The organism is Pandoraea anhela (genome assembly GCF_902459655.1).
Classification (GTDB): domain Bacteria; phylum Pseudomonadota; class Gammaproteobacteria; order Burkholderiales; family Burkholderiaceae; genus Pandoraea; species Pandoraea anhela.
Map to the genome: position 1 here is coordinate 24,453 of NZ_CABPSB010000011.1, position 15,148 is coordinate 39,600.

15 protein-coding genes are annotated in these 15,148 nt (G+C 60.6%); 5 read left to right on the plus strand and 10 right to left on the minus strand.

Annotated elements, in window-relative coordinates:
* Positions 1–96 precede the first annotated feature (96 nt).
* Positions 97–984 (minus strand): PhzF family phenazine biosynthesis protein, encoded by an 888-nt coding sequence (locus PAN31108_RS15565; protein ID WP_150669726.1) that lies wholly within the window; start codon positions 982–984, stop codon positions 97–99.
* A gap of 169 nt (positions 985–1,153) precedes the next feature.
* Between PAN31108_RS15565 and PAN31108_RS27015 the strand changes: the two genes are divergently transcribed.
* The 3 genes from PAN31108_RS27015 (at position 1,154) to PAN31108_RS26400 (ending at position 3,666) form a co-directional block, all read left to right on the plus strand.
* Positions 1,154–1,981: an aminotransferase-like domain-containing protein gene (locus tag PAN31108_RS27015; protein WP_217426314.1), complete on the plus strand. Its 828-nt coding sequence runs from the start codon at positions 1,154–1,156 to the stop codon at positions 1,979–1,981.
* A complete protein-coding gene (locus tag PAN31108_RS27020) occupies positions 1,945–2,595 on the plus strand; it encodes an aminotransferase-like domain-containing protein (RefSeq protein WP_217426315.1) in 651 nt (216 codons plus the stop codon). Before PAN31108_RS27015 ends, PAN31108_RS27020 begins: the two co-directional genes overlap by 37 nt.
* Before the next feature lie 594 nt (positions 2,596–3,189).
* Positions 3,190–3,666: a prepilin peptidase gene (locus PAN31108_RS26400; protein ID WP_174995009.1), complete on the plus strand. Its 477-nt coding sequence runs from the start codon at positions 3,190–3,192 to the stop codon at positions 3,664–3,666.
* 135 nt (positions 3,667–3,801) lie between these two features.
* On the opposite strand, the gene PAN31108_RS15580 is transcribed toward PAN31108_RS26400, so the two are convergent.
* From PAN31108_RS15580 to PAN31108_RS15595, 4 genes are all read right to left on the minus strand, one after another.
* On the minus strand, positions 3,802–4,215 hold the full coding sequence (locus PAN31108_RS15580) for a hypothetical protein (RefSeq protein WP_150669728.1): 414 nt from the start codon (positions 4,213–4,215) through the stop codon (positions 3,802–3,804).
* Positions 4,216–4,356: 141 nt separating this feature from the next.
* Positions 4,357–6,015 (minus strand): hypothetical protein, encoded by a 1,659-nt coding sequence (locus PAN31108_RS15585; RefSeq protein WP_150669729.1) that lies wholly within the window; start codon positions 6,013–6,015, stop codon positions 4,357–4,359.
* Between the two features lie 231 nt (positions 6,016–6,246).
* The gene (locus tag PAN31108_RS15590) at positions 6,247–7,878 is read right to left on the minus strand and encodes an Nramp family divalent metal transporter (protein ID WP_150669730.1); all 1,632 of its coding nucleotides are present in this window, start codon (positions 7,876–7,878) and stop codon (positions 6,247–6,249) included.
* A gap of 337 nt (positions 7,879–8,215) precedes the next feature.
* The gene (locus PAN31108_RS15595; RefSeq protein WP_150669731.1) at positions 8,216–8,803 is read right to left on the minus strand and encodes a cation transporter; all 588 of its coding nucleotides are present in this window, start codon (positions 8,801–8,803) and stop codon (positions 8,216–8,218) included.
* On the opposite strand from PAN31108_RS15595, the gene cadR reads away from it, so the two are divergent.
* Positions 8,781–9,212, plus strand: a complete 432-nt coding sequence (cadR, locus tag PAN31108_RS15600) for a Cd(II)/Pb(II)-responsive transcriptional regulator (protein ID WP_150669732.1) — start codon at positions 8,781–8,783, stop codon at positions 9,210–9,212. The two genes, PAN31108_RS15595 and cadR, sit on opposite strands and share 23 nt — an antisense overlap.
* Positions 9,213–9,345: 133 nt before the next feature.
* On the opposite strand, the gene PAN31108_RS15605 is transcribed toward cadR, so the two are convergent.
* Complete coding sequence (locus PAN31108_RS15605) at positions 9,346–10,140, minus strand: helix-turn-helix domain-containing protein (RefSeq protein WP_150669733.1); 795 nt, start codon at positions 10,138–10,140, stop codon at positions 9,346–9,348.
* 119 nt (positions 10,141–10,259) lie between these two features.
* Between PAN31108_RS15605 and PAN31108_RS15610 the strand changes: the two genes are divergently transcribed.
* Complete coding sequence (locus PAN31108_RS15610; protein ID WP_150669734.1) at positions 10,260–10,952, plus strand: aspartate/glutamate racemase family protein; 693 nt, start codon at positions 10,260–10,262, stop codon at positions 10,950–10,952.
* Between the two features lie 90 nt (positions 10,953–11,042).
* On the opposite strand, the gene PAN31108_RS15615 is transcribed toward PAN31108_RS15610, so the two are convergent.
* The 4 genes from PAN31108_RS15615 to PAN31108_RS15630 are packed head-to-tail and all read right to left on the minus strand — an operon-like array spanning position 11,043 to position 15,138.
* The gene (locus PAN31108_RS15615) at positions 11,043–12,728 is read right to left on the minus strand and encodes a bifunctional protein tyrosine phosphatase family protein/NAD(P)/FAD-dependent oxidoreductase (RefSeq protein WP_150669735.1); all 1,686 of its coding nucleotides are present in this window, start codon (positions 12,726–12,728) and stop codon (positions 11,043–11,045) included.
* Between the two features lie 42 nt (positions 12,729–12,770).
* Positions 12,771–13,511, minus strand: coding sequence for an amino acid ABC transporter permease (locus tag PAN31108_RS15620; protein ID WP_150669736.1), 741 nt, complete (start codon positions 13,509–13,511; stop codon positions 12,771–12,773).
* Between the two features lie 3 nt (positions 13,512–13,514).
* Complete coding sequence (locus PAN31108_RS15625; RefSeq protein ID WP_150669737.1) at positions 13,515–14,213, minus strand: amino acid ABC transporter permease; 699 nt, start codon at positions 14,211–14,213, stop codon at positions 13,515–13,517.
* 16 nt (positions 14,214–14,229) lie between these two features.
* Positions 14,230–15,138 (minus strand): ABC transporter substrate-binding protein, encoded by a 909-nt coding sequence (locus PAN31108_RS15630; RefSeq protein WP_246183988.1) that lies wholly within the window; start codon positions 15,136–15,138, stop codon positions 14,230–14,232.
* Positions 15,139–15,148: the final 10 nt, after the last annotated feature.

Sequence of the window (15,148 nt, forward strand, 5' to 3'; positions counted from 1 at the left end):
ATTCCTTTGGCGGCAGCGTGCTTCACTGGCGTTGAACGCAGGCGCTGCCAAAGTGGCAACCATCGTGGACGAACCTGGACGGGGTGGCCGAGCCCGTCAGACCTGGATGACGCCTTCGATGCATGTCACGGAATGACCGCCAATTCGAATGGCGTCGCCATCGAAAGTCACGGCAATTTTTCCGGCACGACCAACGACGGCCCCCTGGCTGCTGATGTACTCCGCGCCGAACACGTCGATCTGCCCGGCGTCTCGAATGAAGGCCGCAACCGAGCCATTACCGCTTCCGCATACGGGGTCTTCGTTGACACCGAGGCTCGGTGCAAAAGCGCGAACTTCGATGGCGGCGTCTTTTCCCGCTCCAGGCCCACCATATGCGCCATACACGACGATGCCCGCAGATTCATTGCGTTTGTCGAAGACGCTCATGCGTGCGAAGTCCGGATGAAGCGCGAGCACGGCCTCGGCAGACGTCAATTGGGCGATCGTCCAGACCGGACCGACATCGACGAATTTTGCGCGGTGTTCGCGCAGCACCGACGTGCCGAGAATCGATTCGAGTTCGTCGATCTGCGCATCGTCAAGGGCGGCGAAGCGCGGCGTTGGCAGCGTGAAGGCGATCAACGGGGCCGAGGCTTCCGACGGAGAAACGGTGAGTTCGATCAGGCCCGCTCCGCACTCCTGCACCAGCTTGCCGCCCTTAGGACGAATCCGCCCCGCTTCGAGAAGCGCATGCGCGGTGCCGAGCGTCGGGTGTCCCGCAAACGGAAGCTCGGATTGGGGCGTGAAGATGCGAACGCGGTAATCCGCGCCCTCTCGTGTGGGGGGCACGACGAAAGTAGTCTCGGAAAGATTGGTCCAATTGGCGATCCGTTGCATTTCGTCATCTGCGAGATCTTGCGCGTCCAGCACGACAGCAACGGGGTTGCCACGGAATCTGACACACGTGAACACGTCGACTTGCTTGAATCCTACACTGGCCATGGCGTAGCTCCGGGAAATTGACGACGGCATGTCTCACGAATCGCGGCGGGGCGTTTGTCTCGGGCACTGTCCGCGAGAGCGTCGAACAGGGTAATAATAGGGGCCGGTGTCCATGAGGTACAGAGACAGTTCCGGCATTTTCAATGGTGACAGTTGGGCGCGTGGGGATATGAGATTGAAGCGAACCGGCGATAGCTTGCACCGATTGCTCGCCGACGAACTGGCCGACGCAATCAAGCAAGGAAGACTGCCTGCGGGCAGCAGCATGCCCTCGCTGCGCGAGTGCGCAGCGCAGCGCCATCTCAGTCTGAACACGGTCACGGCCGCCTATCGACTGCTCGAGGATCGTGGCCTGATCATGGCGCGTCCGCAATCCGGCTTTTACGTGTGCAGCGCGTTGGCGGAACCCGAGTTTTCGTCTCGTCACATCGCGAAGAACGGGATGGGGGCGGTTCAGTCGGATTTGATGACCCTCGTTCTGGCGGCCCGGCAAATGCCCGGCATGCTGGATCTGGCCTTCGCAGGACCGAGCGGCGAGCGGTTTTATCCGGGGAATCGTCTCGCCAAGCTGACCGGCAGCGTGCTACGCCGCCGAAGCGAATGGGTGGCGAGTTATGCCATGCCGCCCGGTTCGCCGCTGCTGCGAGAGCAGATCGCGACCCGAGCCAGACGACTGGGCATCGAGGTGTCCGCCGAGTGCATCGTTCTCACGCACGGGGCGATGGAAGCCTTGAATCTCGCATTGCGTGTCGTTGCGCGTCCCGGCGACCGGGTCGGCGTGGAAGCGCCGTCTTACTTCAACCTCTATCCGTTGCTATCGGCATTGGGGCTGAAGGCGATCGAGATTCCGACGCATCCCCGACACGGACTGGACATCGATGCGGTCGAGGCGTTGCTGCTCGAAAAGCGTGTCGCGACGATCGTCGCCATCCCACGGTTCACAACCCGCTGGGCTGTTCCATGCCGGTCGATGCAAAACGCCGACTCGCCCGGCTGATGCAGCAGCATAGAACGCCCCTGATCGAAGATCTGGTCTACGCCGACCTTCAGTTTCGCGAGCCGCCTGCGCCTTGCGTCAAAGCCTTCGATCGTGAGGGTTGGGTGCTCGCCTGTGGCAGTTTCTCAAAGACCCTGGCGCCCGACTACCGGTTGGGTTGGATCGCCGGCGGACGATTCAACGAGGCGGTCCGGCAATGGAAGTTCCGGACCAGCGCGGCAGAATCGTTGATTCTGAGCGAGGCGGTGGGCGCGTTTTTGCAAAGTGGCGGGTACGAACACCATCTGAGCACGTTAAGGCGGCTTTATTCCACCCAGATTGCCACGGTTCGCGGGTTGGTCGCTCGCCATTTCCCTGACGGAACTCGCGCGACCCAACCGGTTGGGGGATTCGTGCTTTGGGTGGAATTGCCGTCGTGCGTCGACAGTGTCGAACTGTTTCACGCTGCGTTAGCAGAGGGCATTCTGATCATGCCCGGCCAGCTCTACGCAAAAGGACCCCGATATCGACATTGTGTGCGACTGTCCTGCTGCCAGGAAATCGACGAGCGATTCGCGAATGCGATTCGACGCCTGGGATCGCTGGCGCAGCGGTTGATGACGCAGGTGCGCTGATGGCCGTGATGATGGCCATCTTCCATCGGTACAGACGTCATCCCGAGAAAAGCAGCGTTTGACTTCGCTCATCGCCGTGCGGCCAGAGGTCATGAAGTGCCATCGGCGCACTGCGTGACGCCGCTGCCGGCACCCGTCATCGTGATGTAAATCGCGATGTAAATCGTGATGTAAGGCCGCGAAATCGGCGGCTTTGCGCAAAGCTCGCTTTGACGGTTCACTTCGTGATCGTTCCCCTGGACAATCGAGTCTGAGCACTGGCACGCCAAGCAGGTTCGCGCGCAAACCGTTCCGACAATTCACGACACATCAGGGGACCTCGATCGTATGCCTAACTTATCGGTGTGGATTGCAGCGGCGATCGGCGCGGCGGTGTCGCAGCCTTTGTTGCGGGTGGCGCGGGGCATTGTGTCTCGTCTTGAAGCCCAATGGAGGGAGGATCTCCGACTCACGCTTCAGGAGGTTGGCAGCCCCGTCCCGGTCCCCATCGCAAACATTTCAGGACACGATCATCGTTTTGTGCCGCAGCGGGCAAACGTGGTCGCCGCCCTCGCGTGCACTGTGGGGTACGCCGTTTGTGTCTGGCGTTTCGGCGTGTCGATCCCTTTGGCGCTCGCCCTGTTGAACATATCGACGTTGTTCGTGCTGAGCGCTACGGACGCCGAGTCGCTTTTGTTGCCCGATGTTCTCACCATTCCGCTGATGTGGGTCGGCCTGCTCGCGAACGTCAAAGGGCAATTCGCTTCGACGTCTTCGGCGATTATTGGCGCTTGCGCCGGTTATACGTCGATGTGGTTGCTCCGCCGGATGAGCATGATTCTGACGTCCCGCGAGAGAGTGGGACTGGGCGATGCCAAACTTGTCGCCGCAGCGGGGGCATGGCTGGGTTGGGATGCACTTCCCGAGGTCGCGCTGATTGCCCTGCTGTCGTACCTCGTCTACGAGACATGGCGCAAAATCTGGGGGAAACCCGCATCGCCGCTTCGCCCCTTGGGACCGCATATCGCTCTCGGCTTCGCGTACGCCCTGTGTGCCGGACCCCATCTGCTTCCGATCCGGTTCCCCCTCTAAACGTGCGGCGTTGGTTGCTTTCGACCGTTGCTGACGGGACACGTCGTGCCGCGCGTTCAGGGGCGTCTTGATTTCCCCACCTTTCAAAAGCTAGTTGGATCAACTGCGATGTGCTAGCTTTGTCCCCGTTTCTCGCTACGATTCCCTCTCCAGGCACGGGATGCCCTCATGCGTCGCACAGTTCTCGAAATCGAAATGTTCGAAGAGGGTGGTCAGGTCGGGCTTCACTACCAAGCCGGCCACCCAACGGACCCGGTTGCGATTGAGACGTTCGATCAACTCATCGCGATATTGGGGCACTTTCGGGCCGGCGTGTCTCCCCCCGTTCATGCGAATCCGCCGAATCCGCAGAGTCCCGTTTTTGCCATACTGGACCCTCGCTGGCAAATTTCCGGCGATCCGATGGGCGGCGGCGCTGTCCTGCGAATTCGCCATCCGGGTTTCGGGTGGCTTGCCTTTTCCATCCCGTTGCACGAACTCGTGAAGTTTGCGGGGGGCGCCTCGCAAATCGCTCAGTCGATGGCCGACGATGCCTTGCAGCACCGTCACGCCAATTAGTGTTGCATGTCGCTGTAACGACGTCCCGTAAGTCCCCTAACGATGTCTTTTCGCAAGCCCGTTTGGGACGCACTTCCCGACGCGCACGGTACATCAGCCACTGCACAGGCGTTGCGCACGTGATCGTATGCGTCAACGCTCGAGCACGTCTTGCAAGGGTTCCAGTCTCGGGTTGATGAAGCGCACCCGGTCCAGTCCGGGAATTCTGTTGCCCCATACCTTGGCGATGTGGCCGGCGATGTCGGAAACGATAAAGAGACTCAGGCTTGTGTCATGCAAGTGCTGTGCAACGACATCGCGTAATCGGCGTATTCCCCATCCCTCCCAATTGGGCGCGTCTGCGCATGGAGACATTTCGACGCTTCCCACGAGTTCGGACGTCGACATCGGTGTCACCGCTTGTGCGAATCCATAAAGGAAAAACGCGTCGGGCTTCATCGTGGTCATGTGCGTCGACAGGCGCTCGCGAAAAGCGTCGTCGAGATGCGATTGCATGCTCAACGATATATCCACGAACCAGGCCTCTCGTCGCAAGGCGCGAGCGATGTCGGATTTGCGCAGCCACTGTTTGAACTGTCGCTCGGATTCCGTGCCGGGCCTTACATTGCCCAGCAACGTCGCTGCCGGTGACACATCGTCCGAACGCGCGTCGGGCAGGGTGGGCGCGTCATCGTAGTTGACGATGATGACGTTGCCGACCGCGGCGTCGACGCCGGCGGCGTACTTATCGGCGACATCTTCCGCATGCTCGAAATCCAGATCGACCCGTTGTTTGCACTCGATGATCAGTTGCCCATCGTCGGGGGTTGCCTGATGCGCGCCCGATATCAGGATGTCCGGCCGGATCTGGCTCCCTGAGCGGTTTCGGTAGTTCGGTTGGTAGATGAATGCCGCCGGGCTTGTCGAGTGAGTCGCCAACGTCGCCTCACGGCCGAGTTCGATCAGCGCGTGACCGTCGTGGTTCGCCGTCAATCGAAACCCCAATTTCTCGAATTCGGACAACGAGATTGCAATGATCCAGACTTCGTAGACTTGCCAGCGGAACTTCCAGAAGGGCAGTTCAATGAACTTCGATGCCATCAATTCGACCGGATCGATGGGAAAAGCGTCGAGCACCTTCGCGAGTTTCGCCGGATACTTCGGGTGTCCGATGACGCGAGAGATCCATTCGATCGTTGGACTGTCCCCGGAGGCGTTCAGATAGTAGCGGCCGAGTCCGGTGAAGATTTCTGCGCAGTCCAGGCCGTAGCTGTCTCTGGCTTGGGTGAGCACCCTGAACATTTCCACGGAACGCCAGTCGAGATCCGTGCGCGGTAGCGCACTGTGATTCGGCGCGAAGACTTCGTGGGCGAGCCAATCCATGATTTCGTTCTTGGTCTCGCGCATGTGCTTCTGCGACGGGGCGAGATCGGCTTTTATCTTGTCGAACCGTCTGAAGTCTTCGAACGAGAACCCGATCGTTTGCCCGGCAGACTGAATCTCGCATTCGACGTTTGCGCCCGCTTTGGCGCGTAGAAAATTCGCGCGACTGCAATATCCGAGGATGTCCCGGTACATGGCCGCAAGCGGCTCGGCCGCATCTATCAGGGCGCGCAGGTATCGTTCGGCAGAGATACTCCGTTCACGCAGTGCGGTAAGGAATTCCCCCTCCGGCAACGCGAGCGTGCGCTTGAGGTCCCGGTAAAGCGCAATGTCGCGACCGTGATCGGGACGAAAATCGAAATGCTTGTTGGCCACGAGATGCTGATGCAGTTCCGCGGCGCTTCGGATCGTGGGAGACGCGTGGGTCATCGGAATCTCTCGAATGTTGGGCGACGGCAGGCGACGGCAGGTGACGGCAGGTGACGGCGGGTGATACGCAGGACTGATACGCGCGCGCGGCGGATAGGCCGTCGGGGCCGCGCGGTCCGATCCGGCGACGAGGCGCCGTGTGCGCACGGATCGGGCGCGTCTGCAAGACGTTTTTCCAGTTGGCGCTGGTCGGGTAGGCGGCGCGCCCGACCAGCGTGACCTGGCTATCGATCAGGACGTTGTGACTTCGATGACTTTGTAGACCACCATGCCCACGGCCACCAACAGATAGATACGCAAAACCCCCAGCCAAACTTTATTGCTCAGCGACATCGTGAGCGGCTTGAGTTGCGACAGCGGCGGCATGCGCCACTGATTGGCATCGGCGCGGCTCATGGCGTCGCCGCCCTTTCCTTGAGGACCATTGCGCTTTTGCGTCGGAAACTGCGTCGCTGCGACCACGAAAACCCCGACCACACTGCCACCGATAAGAATGCTGGTGATCGTGCTTCCCGAGATGTCGGGCCACATCACCGCGGCCGTCAGAATGATGGAGAGCATCACCAGCACCGAGACGATGATGCCCGTGAAGACGTTGGTAAAGCGCTTGTTCACCCACGGACCGAGCACTTCCTTGTCATTGCAAAGCAGCAGCAGGAACACGGATGCGCTCGGCAGCAGCACGCCCGCCAGCGTTTGCACCGCATTCGTGAGCAGGCCGAGCGGAACGCCGGGGATCAGCACGAGAGCGGCAGCGCCTGCGATGAGGAGCGAATAGATCCCGTAGAAAGCCTTTGCGTCCGTCGGTTTGCGGTGCAGAGAGTGCTTCAGGCTGAGCACGTCCGCGACAGCGTACGCCGTCGAGAGCGACACGGCCGATGCACCGATCAGACTCGCATCGATCAGGGCGATCGAAAAGAGCGTGCCGGCAAGGGGGCTGTGGTATTTGGCCAGCGCTGCGGCCACGGCGCCGGCGTCCTGGAAGTTGCCGAACTCCGGACGATTGAGGAAGATTTCGGCCGAAATCGCGATGATCGCGACGGCGCCGATGATGACAAGCACGATACCGAGCCAAAGATCGGCGCGTTCATAGCGGATGAAGCGTGGCGTCACCCGCTTGTCGATCACGTAGCTCTGCTGGAAGAACAACTGCCACGGCGCGACGGTGGTCCCGACAATGCCGATGATGAGCAGCATCACGTCGCTGAGCTTCTCGCCGGCCGGAAAAGCCGGAACCAGCAGGTCGCAACCGATCTGCGCCACCGGCGGATGAACCATGACCAGTACCGGGACGAGCAGCATGCTTGCGAAGACGAGCGTCAGTGAGAATCGCTCGAAACGCCGGAAGTCGCCTGTACTGACGGCGAGCATGATGAGGACCGCCGATGCGATGACGCCCGGCACCTTTGGAACACCCAGATAGTTCAGCGCGAGCGAGATGCCGATAAATTCGGTGACGAGTGTCAGTGCGTTGAGGATGAACAGATCGATGGCACTGAACGCTCCCCAGAACTTGCCGAATCGCTCGAGAATCAATCGGGCGTGCCCGACGCCGGTGACTGCCCCGAGGCGCAGCACCATTTCCTGATTGACGTAGAGGACGGGGATCAGCAAGGCAAGCGTCCACAGCAGCGTCGTACCGTAGTTTTGCCCCGCTTGTGCGTAGGTGCTGAATGCGCCGGCATCGTTATCGCCGACCATCACGATCAATCCCGGTCCGATGATGGCGAGCAGCGTCTTGAAACGATGCCACCAGTTGCGGCGGGCCGCGGTGTCGCCGTGCGCGATGGTGCCGAGCGCTCCGCGAATGTCGCCGATGTGTGCATCGTCGAGCACGGCGACTTGTTGATTGTCTTTCTGCATGAATCACATTCCCAATACGTGTGTCGTGGCTGGAGTTCATTGGCGATCTCGAGTCGGTTCGATGGCGTTTGGGAGATCAAGCGCACTGGTGACGCCTTGGGTGCGTGCCCCAGACAGCACTGCGCCGACATTTCACTCCCTCTGCGGTTTCCCCCGGAATGGCGGCATGTTGGAAAACTAGCCACCCAAGTCCGGTGAAATCTGCCGGAGTGCATGTCGGCGAAGCGGGCGAATCAAACAAACTCTAGATGCTTTGGCTTCGGTTGGTTAAGTCACTACTGTCACTGTCGGGCATCGAGCTCTCCTTCTGGTTGATGGGGACGTCGCGAGGCGCATGTCAATTGCCTCGGATCGTGCGCAGGAATCGGTTCACTAGCTGACGAAAACGCGAGCGGGCACCGTGTGTTCGGGGATCGTCTTCGACCACGCACGCAGGCAGCTCCGCATGAACGTTCATGTTGGAAAGGATGCGAAGGATCGACTTCAACGCTTCGGGGCTATGGACCACCGTGATCCGGCGTTGCGTCATATCCAGATCCACGTTCCGCAATCCGCGAACCCCCTTGAGGCTTTCATGGATTCTGAGCATCTCGGCGGGGCAGTCCATCTGGCGCACGCGAAGCGACGTCCGAATGTCGGTGTCGTTGGGATCGCTCGACGCGTGCGTCGACTTCACGGGCACGGTTTGCGCCGCGTCGCTCGCCGGGCGCGCAGGTGTCGCCCAGGATCGCCATTCGTCCAAAAGGCAATCGGCAGGGGGCACTTGGATGGTGACAACGCCGCGACGCTCGACATCGAATGAGGTGTACTTCATGATCACGTCTCCACTAAACTTGGTGCGTAGTTCACACCATGAAGCCACTTCAAGGTCAAGCCATGTGGCAACAAGCAGGGAGGGCGCGATGAAAATCGGTGAGCTTGCCAAGGCGGCGCGATGCACGACCGAAACCGTTCGGTTTTACGAAAACCAGGGCTTGCTGCCGCTCCCGGAGCGCAACGAAAGCAACTATCGACGCTACACACGGGCGCATCTCGAGCGGCTGCGATTCATCCGGAACTGCCGCTCGCTCGACATGACGCACGACGAGATTCGCGCGTTGCTCGAAGCCGTGGACGGCACGGGGCGAGCGTGTGGGGCGATCGGTGAACTGCTGCTCGAACACATCGAACATGTCGAGGTTCGTCTGACGGAACTCACCCGTCTCAAGGAGCAGCTTCAGGCGATTTACGCGCGGTGTGGCAGCGAGGGCGACGGAGAGGTGTGCGCCATCCTGCGAGGACTCACCGATATGGATGGCGCGTCCGAGCCAAAAGGGAAGACGCATCTGCGTTGAGCGCGGCACCCGTTTCGTGGACCCCGGGCACAGCCGGCGTCATGCTCGTGCGCGTCGCGTGAAGATAGGTGCGTGGTTGATTTGGCGGGGGCAGGGGCAGGGGTGGGGCGTGCAGCCACGGGACTGGCCGCGCTCAGTTCGAGTCTGCCCCGTGGAAGCACCGGCGATACTGCTGAGGCGTGACGCCCAGGGACATGCGGAACACGCGTCCCATATGCGACTGATGTGAAAAGCCGCACTCGACCGCGACGATCGACAGCGGTGCATCGGTTTCGGTGAGCATGCGTCTGGCTGCCTGAACGCGGGTTTCCATGACGTAGGCATGAGGCGTCATGCCCAGCGTTCGACTGAACTCCCGCAGAAATTGCAGTTCGGATCGGCCGGCGTCTCCCGAGAGTTCGGACAGCGTCAGCGGCCGCCAGAATTCCTCGTGAATCTTGTCGAGAATGATGTCGGGAATTCGGCGGGACGTGTCGGCGCGGCAATCGGTTTGCCCGGGGCGCAGTGCATACAAACCCACCAGCAACTCGTCCAGACGCAGCATGTCCCTGTCTTCCGAGATCAACTCGCGACGAATCGCGAAACCCAGTTCCAGGGCAGCGCTGTGTCCAGGGCTTTCCACACGATGACCGCATGTCGCGCTCGCCCCTTCCTCGGCAGGCGCGCACCAACGCATGACGAGGTATTCTCCTCCGACGCTCGATTCGGAGAAGACGCGCATTCCGGCCGGGGTATAGGCCAGCACACCGGGGAGAATATCGAAATCCGTTCGACGATCGGAGTCAATGGCGTGCACACCGCGCTGGCGACCGAGCGAAATGCCGAGCGTTATCGACTCGACCGGGTCGTCGGCACTATAGGGAGCCGCAGGCAAAAGGACGACATTGACGCGTCCTGCCAATGCATCGAGCGTGACATGTGCTGTCATCGGCGTTACCTCTACATCGACGGCCCTGCCGTCATGCTTGCTGGAAATTTCGTGATAGACCTCGATACTCGCAACGTGCACATTGCGGGTATGTCAAACCCTAATGGTAAGGAGTCGTTATGCGCACAATCGGCCTGATCGGCGGAATGAGTTGGCAATCGAGTGCGGAGTACTATCGCATAATCAATGAGGCCGTTCAAGAGAGACTCGGGCCGCTGCGCTCCGCCGAAGTGCTGATGCATAGCGTGGATTTCGGGCCGATCGAACGCGCGCAGCACGAGGGCAGATGGGACGACGCCGGCGCGTTGCTACAGCAGGCGGCAAAGCGTCTGGAGGCAGGCGGTGCGCAGTGCGTGGTGCTTTGCACTAACACGATGCATAAGCTGGCTCACTTCATCGAAGATGCCGTGTCGATCCCGTTTTTGCACATTGCCGATCCTGTCGGGCGATCTGCCGCAGCCGCAGGCATCACCTGCGTCGGGCTGTTGGGTACGGCGTTCACGATGGAGCAGGACTTCATGAAGGCGCGCCTGCGCGAGCATTTCGGGCTCGATGTCCTCGTGCCCGACGGTGCGGATCGTGCGATCGTGCACCGCATTATTTACGACGAGCTGTGTGTGGGCGTCGTCACGGACGCTTCGCGGGCAGCTTATCGAAAAGTCATGAAATCGCTTGCTGCGCAGGGGGCGCAGGCGATCATTCTCGGCTGCACCGAGATTACGCTGCTCGTCAAACCGGAAGACAGCGAATTGCCGCTGCTCGATACGACCGCCCTGCATGCCATGGCGGCGGTGGATTTCGCGTTGCAATAAGCGGCAACGCCTCGTTTCCGTGTGTCGCAGCACGCGCGGCACATGCGAGCTGGCCGGCGGCCGGCATCGCATGTGCCCAGGCGTCTTGCGTCAGTCGACCGGCCGTAGCGCGGCGATCCCCGTCATGGGCTTCGCGAACCACTCTTTGCCTTTGAGCATCGCCTGCCAATAAACGTACGGCAGGGCACTTTCCTTGAGATGCCAGGCCAGACGGGAGGGGCGCTTGCCATTGATGAGCCACGACGGAAACGTCGGCGCGAGTTTGCCTCCGTACAGGAACTCCGCCAGCACGATCTTTCCTCGCTCAACGGTCAGGGGGCACGAGCCATAGCCGTTGTATATGGCCACCGATTCGCGCTTGGCAAGACTGTGCAGGACATTGTGGGCAACGACCGGTGCCTGCTTGCGAGCCGCTGCGGCGGTCTTTGCGTTGGGGGTGTTGGTGACATCGCCCAGCGCGAAGACGTTGGCGTAGGTCTTGTGCTGTAGCGTTGAGGGATCGACGTCTACCCAACCAGCACCATCGGCCAGCGGGCTGAACCGGATGAAGTCGGGCGGCGCTTGCGGGGGAACGACATGCATCATGTCGAACTCGGTCGTTACCGTGCGCTGGCTGCCGTCTTCCAATGTCTGTCGGAATGTCGCGGTCTTATGCGCGGCATCGACAGCAGTCAGTTGCGTCCCGAAGTTCAGATCGATGTCGTACCGCTCGACATACTGCATCAACGCGGGAACGTAGTCGGCCACGCCGAATAGTGCCGTTCCCGCATTGAACATCTGTATATCGATGGCGTCCTGATGCCCGGCCCGGCGCCAGTGATCGGCCGACAGGTACATCGCCTTTTGCGGCGCACCGGCGCATTTGATCGGCATCGAAGGCTGCGTGAAGATCGCCCGCCCACGCTTGAGTTGTGTCACGAGCTGCCAGGTATAGGGCGCCAGGTCGTACCGGTAGTTGGATGTCACGCCGTGACTGCCGAGCGCCTCCTTCAGTCCCGCGATGGCTGACCAGTTCAGTTTCAATCCGGGGCATACGACGAGTCGCTCATACCCGACGATGTCGCCGCCACTGAGCACGACATGGCGGCTCGACGGCTCGAATCCGACGACTTCCGCCTTTATCCACTTCACGTCGGGTGGCAGCACGCCGGCCATATCGCGCGCTGTTTTCGCCTGAGAAAAAACGCCGGCGCCCACGAGCGTCCAGCCGGGTTGATAGTAGTGTGTCGCGCAGGGGTCGATGAGGGCGATGTCGAGTGCCGGCTCCCGCGCGAGCAGGCTGGCAGCAGTCGCGATACCTGCGGCGCCCGCGCCGACAATGACCACCGTATGTCGTTTCGCGCTCGCCAGGTGACGTCGCCGTGAGCCTAATGCGATACGACGAATATGATGCGCGACACAATGTCCTGCCGCAGCGGCCGTCTCCAGAATCTCGATCGGCGGTTGATCGTGGGCCGCGGCAAAGGCCCAGGCTTCGATGCACTGCGAGAGCGAGTGGGACCACAGCAGCACCGGACCGTTGATGCGCGCCATGCTGGCACGCAGTTGCGCGATTTCAGCGCTGTGTGCGACGGGGCCGTCCAGTGGAATGTGGTCGAAGTGAATGCCGAACCGATCGGCCGCCGCGAGGATGTCTCTCGTGGCTCGCGGATCGCGAGCGTTCGGCGTGCTCAGATAGATAATCGCGCGACAGCCCGCCACGCTGACCGACGGTAAGTCCGCCGGCGAAAGCAATGCGGTGGCCAGGACGTTGGCCGAGAGCCTTATGAGCTGCATGGTGATTCGCCATGAGTGATGAGAAGAGGGGAATTGGGTGCGTCAGACTCGCCTCAGGGGGCGTTTGGCAAACAGGGTGCGGCGCGGCGGCGTGGTCGTCTCGGTACGCTTGCCGGTCGTGCGGCGCTCGAACCTCGCCGCCAGTTGGGTAAGCACGTAGCACACACAAAAGTACGTCAGTGCGAGGATGGCAAAGACCTGAAACGGCTGCGTCAGAAGATTGTTGTTCACCGAGTTGGCGGAATACGTCATTTCCTGCACGCTGATGACATAGCCGATCGACGTATCTTTGATCGTCGAGATGAACTGGGTGACGATGCCCGGGATCATGTTGCTGATCGCTTGCGGCAGAATGACCAGCGAGGTTGTGCGCCAGTAGCCGAAGCCGAGCGAGCGCGCTGCCTCTTGCTGACCCTGCGGCAACGCCTGAATGCCTGCGCGAATGACTTCGGAGAGATAGGCCGCCTCGTAAATCACCAGCGTCGGGATCAACGTCATGACGCCTGTCACGCTATGTCCGATCAGCGCCGGCACCAGGAAGTAGCTCCAGAACACGAGCATGACGATAGGCATGCCGCGCACGGCATAGACGATCACCGCACTGGCCCACCGCAGCGGCGTTATCGCGCCGGTGCGGCACAGCGCCAGCAACACGCTCAGCGGGAAGGAGAGCAGCAGGCCCGCGATCGAGAGAATCAGCGTCAACGCCAAGCCGCCCAGCGGACCGTTCGGATACTGACCGATAAGAAACAGCAGCCAGTTATCGGAGAGGATGTCCAACACGTCTTACCTCGCGCTCAGATTGGAACGTTTCGCGATGTGCTCACCGACCAGCATCAGCGACACCGAGACACAAAGGTAAAAGGCGGTCGCTACGGCATAAGCGCTGAAGGTTCGGAACGTCTCGTTCTCGATTTGACGAACGGTGTAGGTGACTTCCGCGGCGCCGATCACCATCGCCAGACTCGTACTCTTGAAGAGCAACACCGTATGGTTGATCAGCAATGGCATCGCATGCCGTATGGCTTGAGGCAGCACGACAAGACGCATCGATTGCATGAACGACATGCCCAGCGCTCTCGATGCCTCATGTTGACCGAGGGGAATGGCGCGCAACCCGCTTCGAATGTCTTCGCTGACATACGCAGACATGCAAAGGCCGATAGCGATGGAGGCATAGGTGATTTCGCCGTTATGCGCATTGACCCAGGTTTGAACACTCACGGGCAGGACTTGCGGCATGCCGAAGTACCAGAGGAATATCTGCACCAGTATGGGAACGTTCCGGTGATAGGCGACGAAAGCGGCGACGAATCGCTCGAAGGGACGAATCCGTGTCTCATGCAACGTCGCCAGAGCGATCCCGATCAGCATTGCCAGAATCCAGCTGTTGAGGGTCAGTCGCAGCGTGATCCATAGCCCTCGCACCAGTTGCTGGCCATAGGGGGCGGCGAAAATCGCGCCAAAGTCCAGAGCGTTCAACATTCGGTGATCCCTGCGCTTATTCCTGCGGATTCGGAATATCGATCGTCTTGAACTGTCGGGTCATTTTCAGCGGTGACTTATCGCCCAGCCACGTGTCGAAAATCGTCTGGGTCTGGCCGCTGGCTTCCATCTTGTCGAGGACGGCGTTGACTGCTCCCAGCAAAGCGGGCTCGCCCTTTCTCACGCCGAGGCCCCAGAATTCGGTGCCCACCGGGGGTGTCAGGACAGTGATGGTCTTCGCGTCGTTGCCGAGCCGGTTGATGAACCGGCGCATTTGCGGTTCGGCGAGCAGAAATCCGTCGACTTTGTTCTGCACCAGCGCCATGAAGGCCGACGGGCCGTCGTCGAAATAGATCAATTGCGCCGAAGGCAGCACACGCTGCATCATCGGGGCGGCACTCGTGCCCTTGATGGCGCTGATGCGCTTGCCACTCATGTCGTCCCGCGTCTTGAAGGTGCTTTGCGTCTTGACCGCGATCATCTGGCCGGTCGCGAAATACGCTTTGGAGAAACTGATCTGCTCGGCACGTTGCCGGTTGTAGCCCAGAACGGCCGCAAGCACATCAACGCGCCCTTGCTGCAATTCGGGGATTCTTGCGTCGATCGACACGACTTTGAGTTCGGGTTTGACGCCCAGTTGTTGTGCGATCGCCTTGCAAAAGTCGACGTCGTAACCGACCAATTGCCGGGTTTCCGTGTCCTGATAGCCGAATGGTGGCGAGCCGCTGACCACGCCGCACACCAGCGTGCCACGCGCCTTGATGTCGGCCAACGCGTCGGCGTGTGCCGTATAAGGCATGAGTGCCGCCGTATTGATGAGTAAAGCGCAAAGAGTTGTGGCAATTCGCTTCATACATTCCTCTCGAACGACTGCTGGAAGTGAGCCAAATCGGCAGAGTGATCCCGTTGAGCCGGATTCTTGCAAGCCGATATAA

Bases quoted from the DNA above. Each gene is read 5' to 3' on its own strand.
- PAN31108_RS15565 (WP_150669726.1), bottom strand. From the start codon at position 984: ATGGCCAGTGTAGGATTCAAGCAAGTCGACGTGTTCACGTGTGTCAGA.
- PAN31108_RS27015 (WP_217426314.1), top strand. From the start codon at position 1,154: ATGAGATTGAAGCGAACCGGCGATAGCTTGCACCGATTGCTCGCCGAC.
- PAN31108_RS27020 (WP_217426315.1), top strand. From the start codon at position 1,945: ATGCCGGTCGATGCAAAACGCCGACTCGCCCGGCTGATGCAGCAGCAT.
- PAN31108_RS15585 (WP_150669729.1), bottom strand. From the start codon at position 6,015: ATGACCCACGCGTCTCCCACGATCCGAAGCGCCGCGGAACTGCATCAG.
- PAN31108_RS15590 (WP_150669730.1), bottom strand. From the start codon at position 7,878: ATGCAGAAAGACAATCAACAAGTCGCCGTGCTCGACGATGCACACATC.
- cadR (WP_150669732.1), top strand. From the start codon at position 8,781: ATGAAAATCGGTGAGCTTGCCAAGGCGGCGCGATGCACGACCGAAACC.
- PAN31108_RS15605 (WP_150669733.1), bottom strand. From the start codon at position 10,140: ATGACAGCACATGTCACGCTCGATGCATTGGCAGGACGCGTCAATGTC.
- PAN31108_RS15610 (WP_150669734.1), top strand. From the start codon at position 10,260: ATGCGCACAATCGGCCTGATCGGCGGAATGAGTTGGCAATCGAGTGCG.
- PAN31108_RS15615 (WP_150669735.1), bottom strand. From the start codon at position 12,728: ATGCAGCTCATAAGGCTCTCGGCCAACGTCCTGGCCACCGCATTGCTT.
- PAN31108_RS15625 (WP_150669737.1), bottom strand. From the start codon at position 14,213: ATGTTGAACGCTCTGGACTTTGGCGCGATTTTCGCCGCCCCCTATGGC.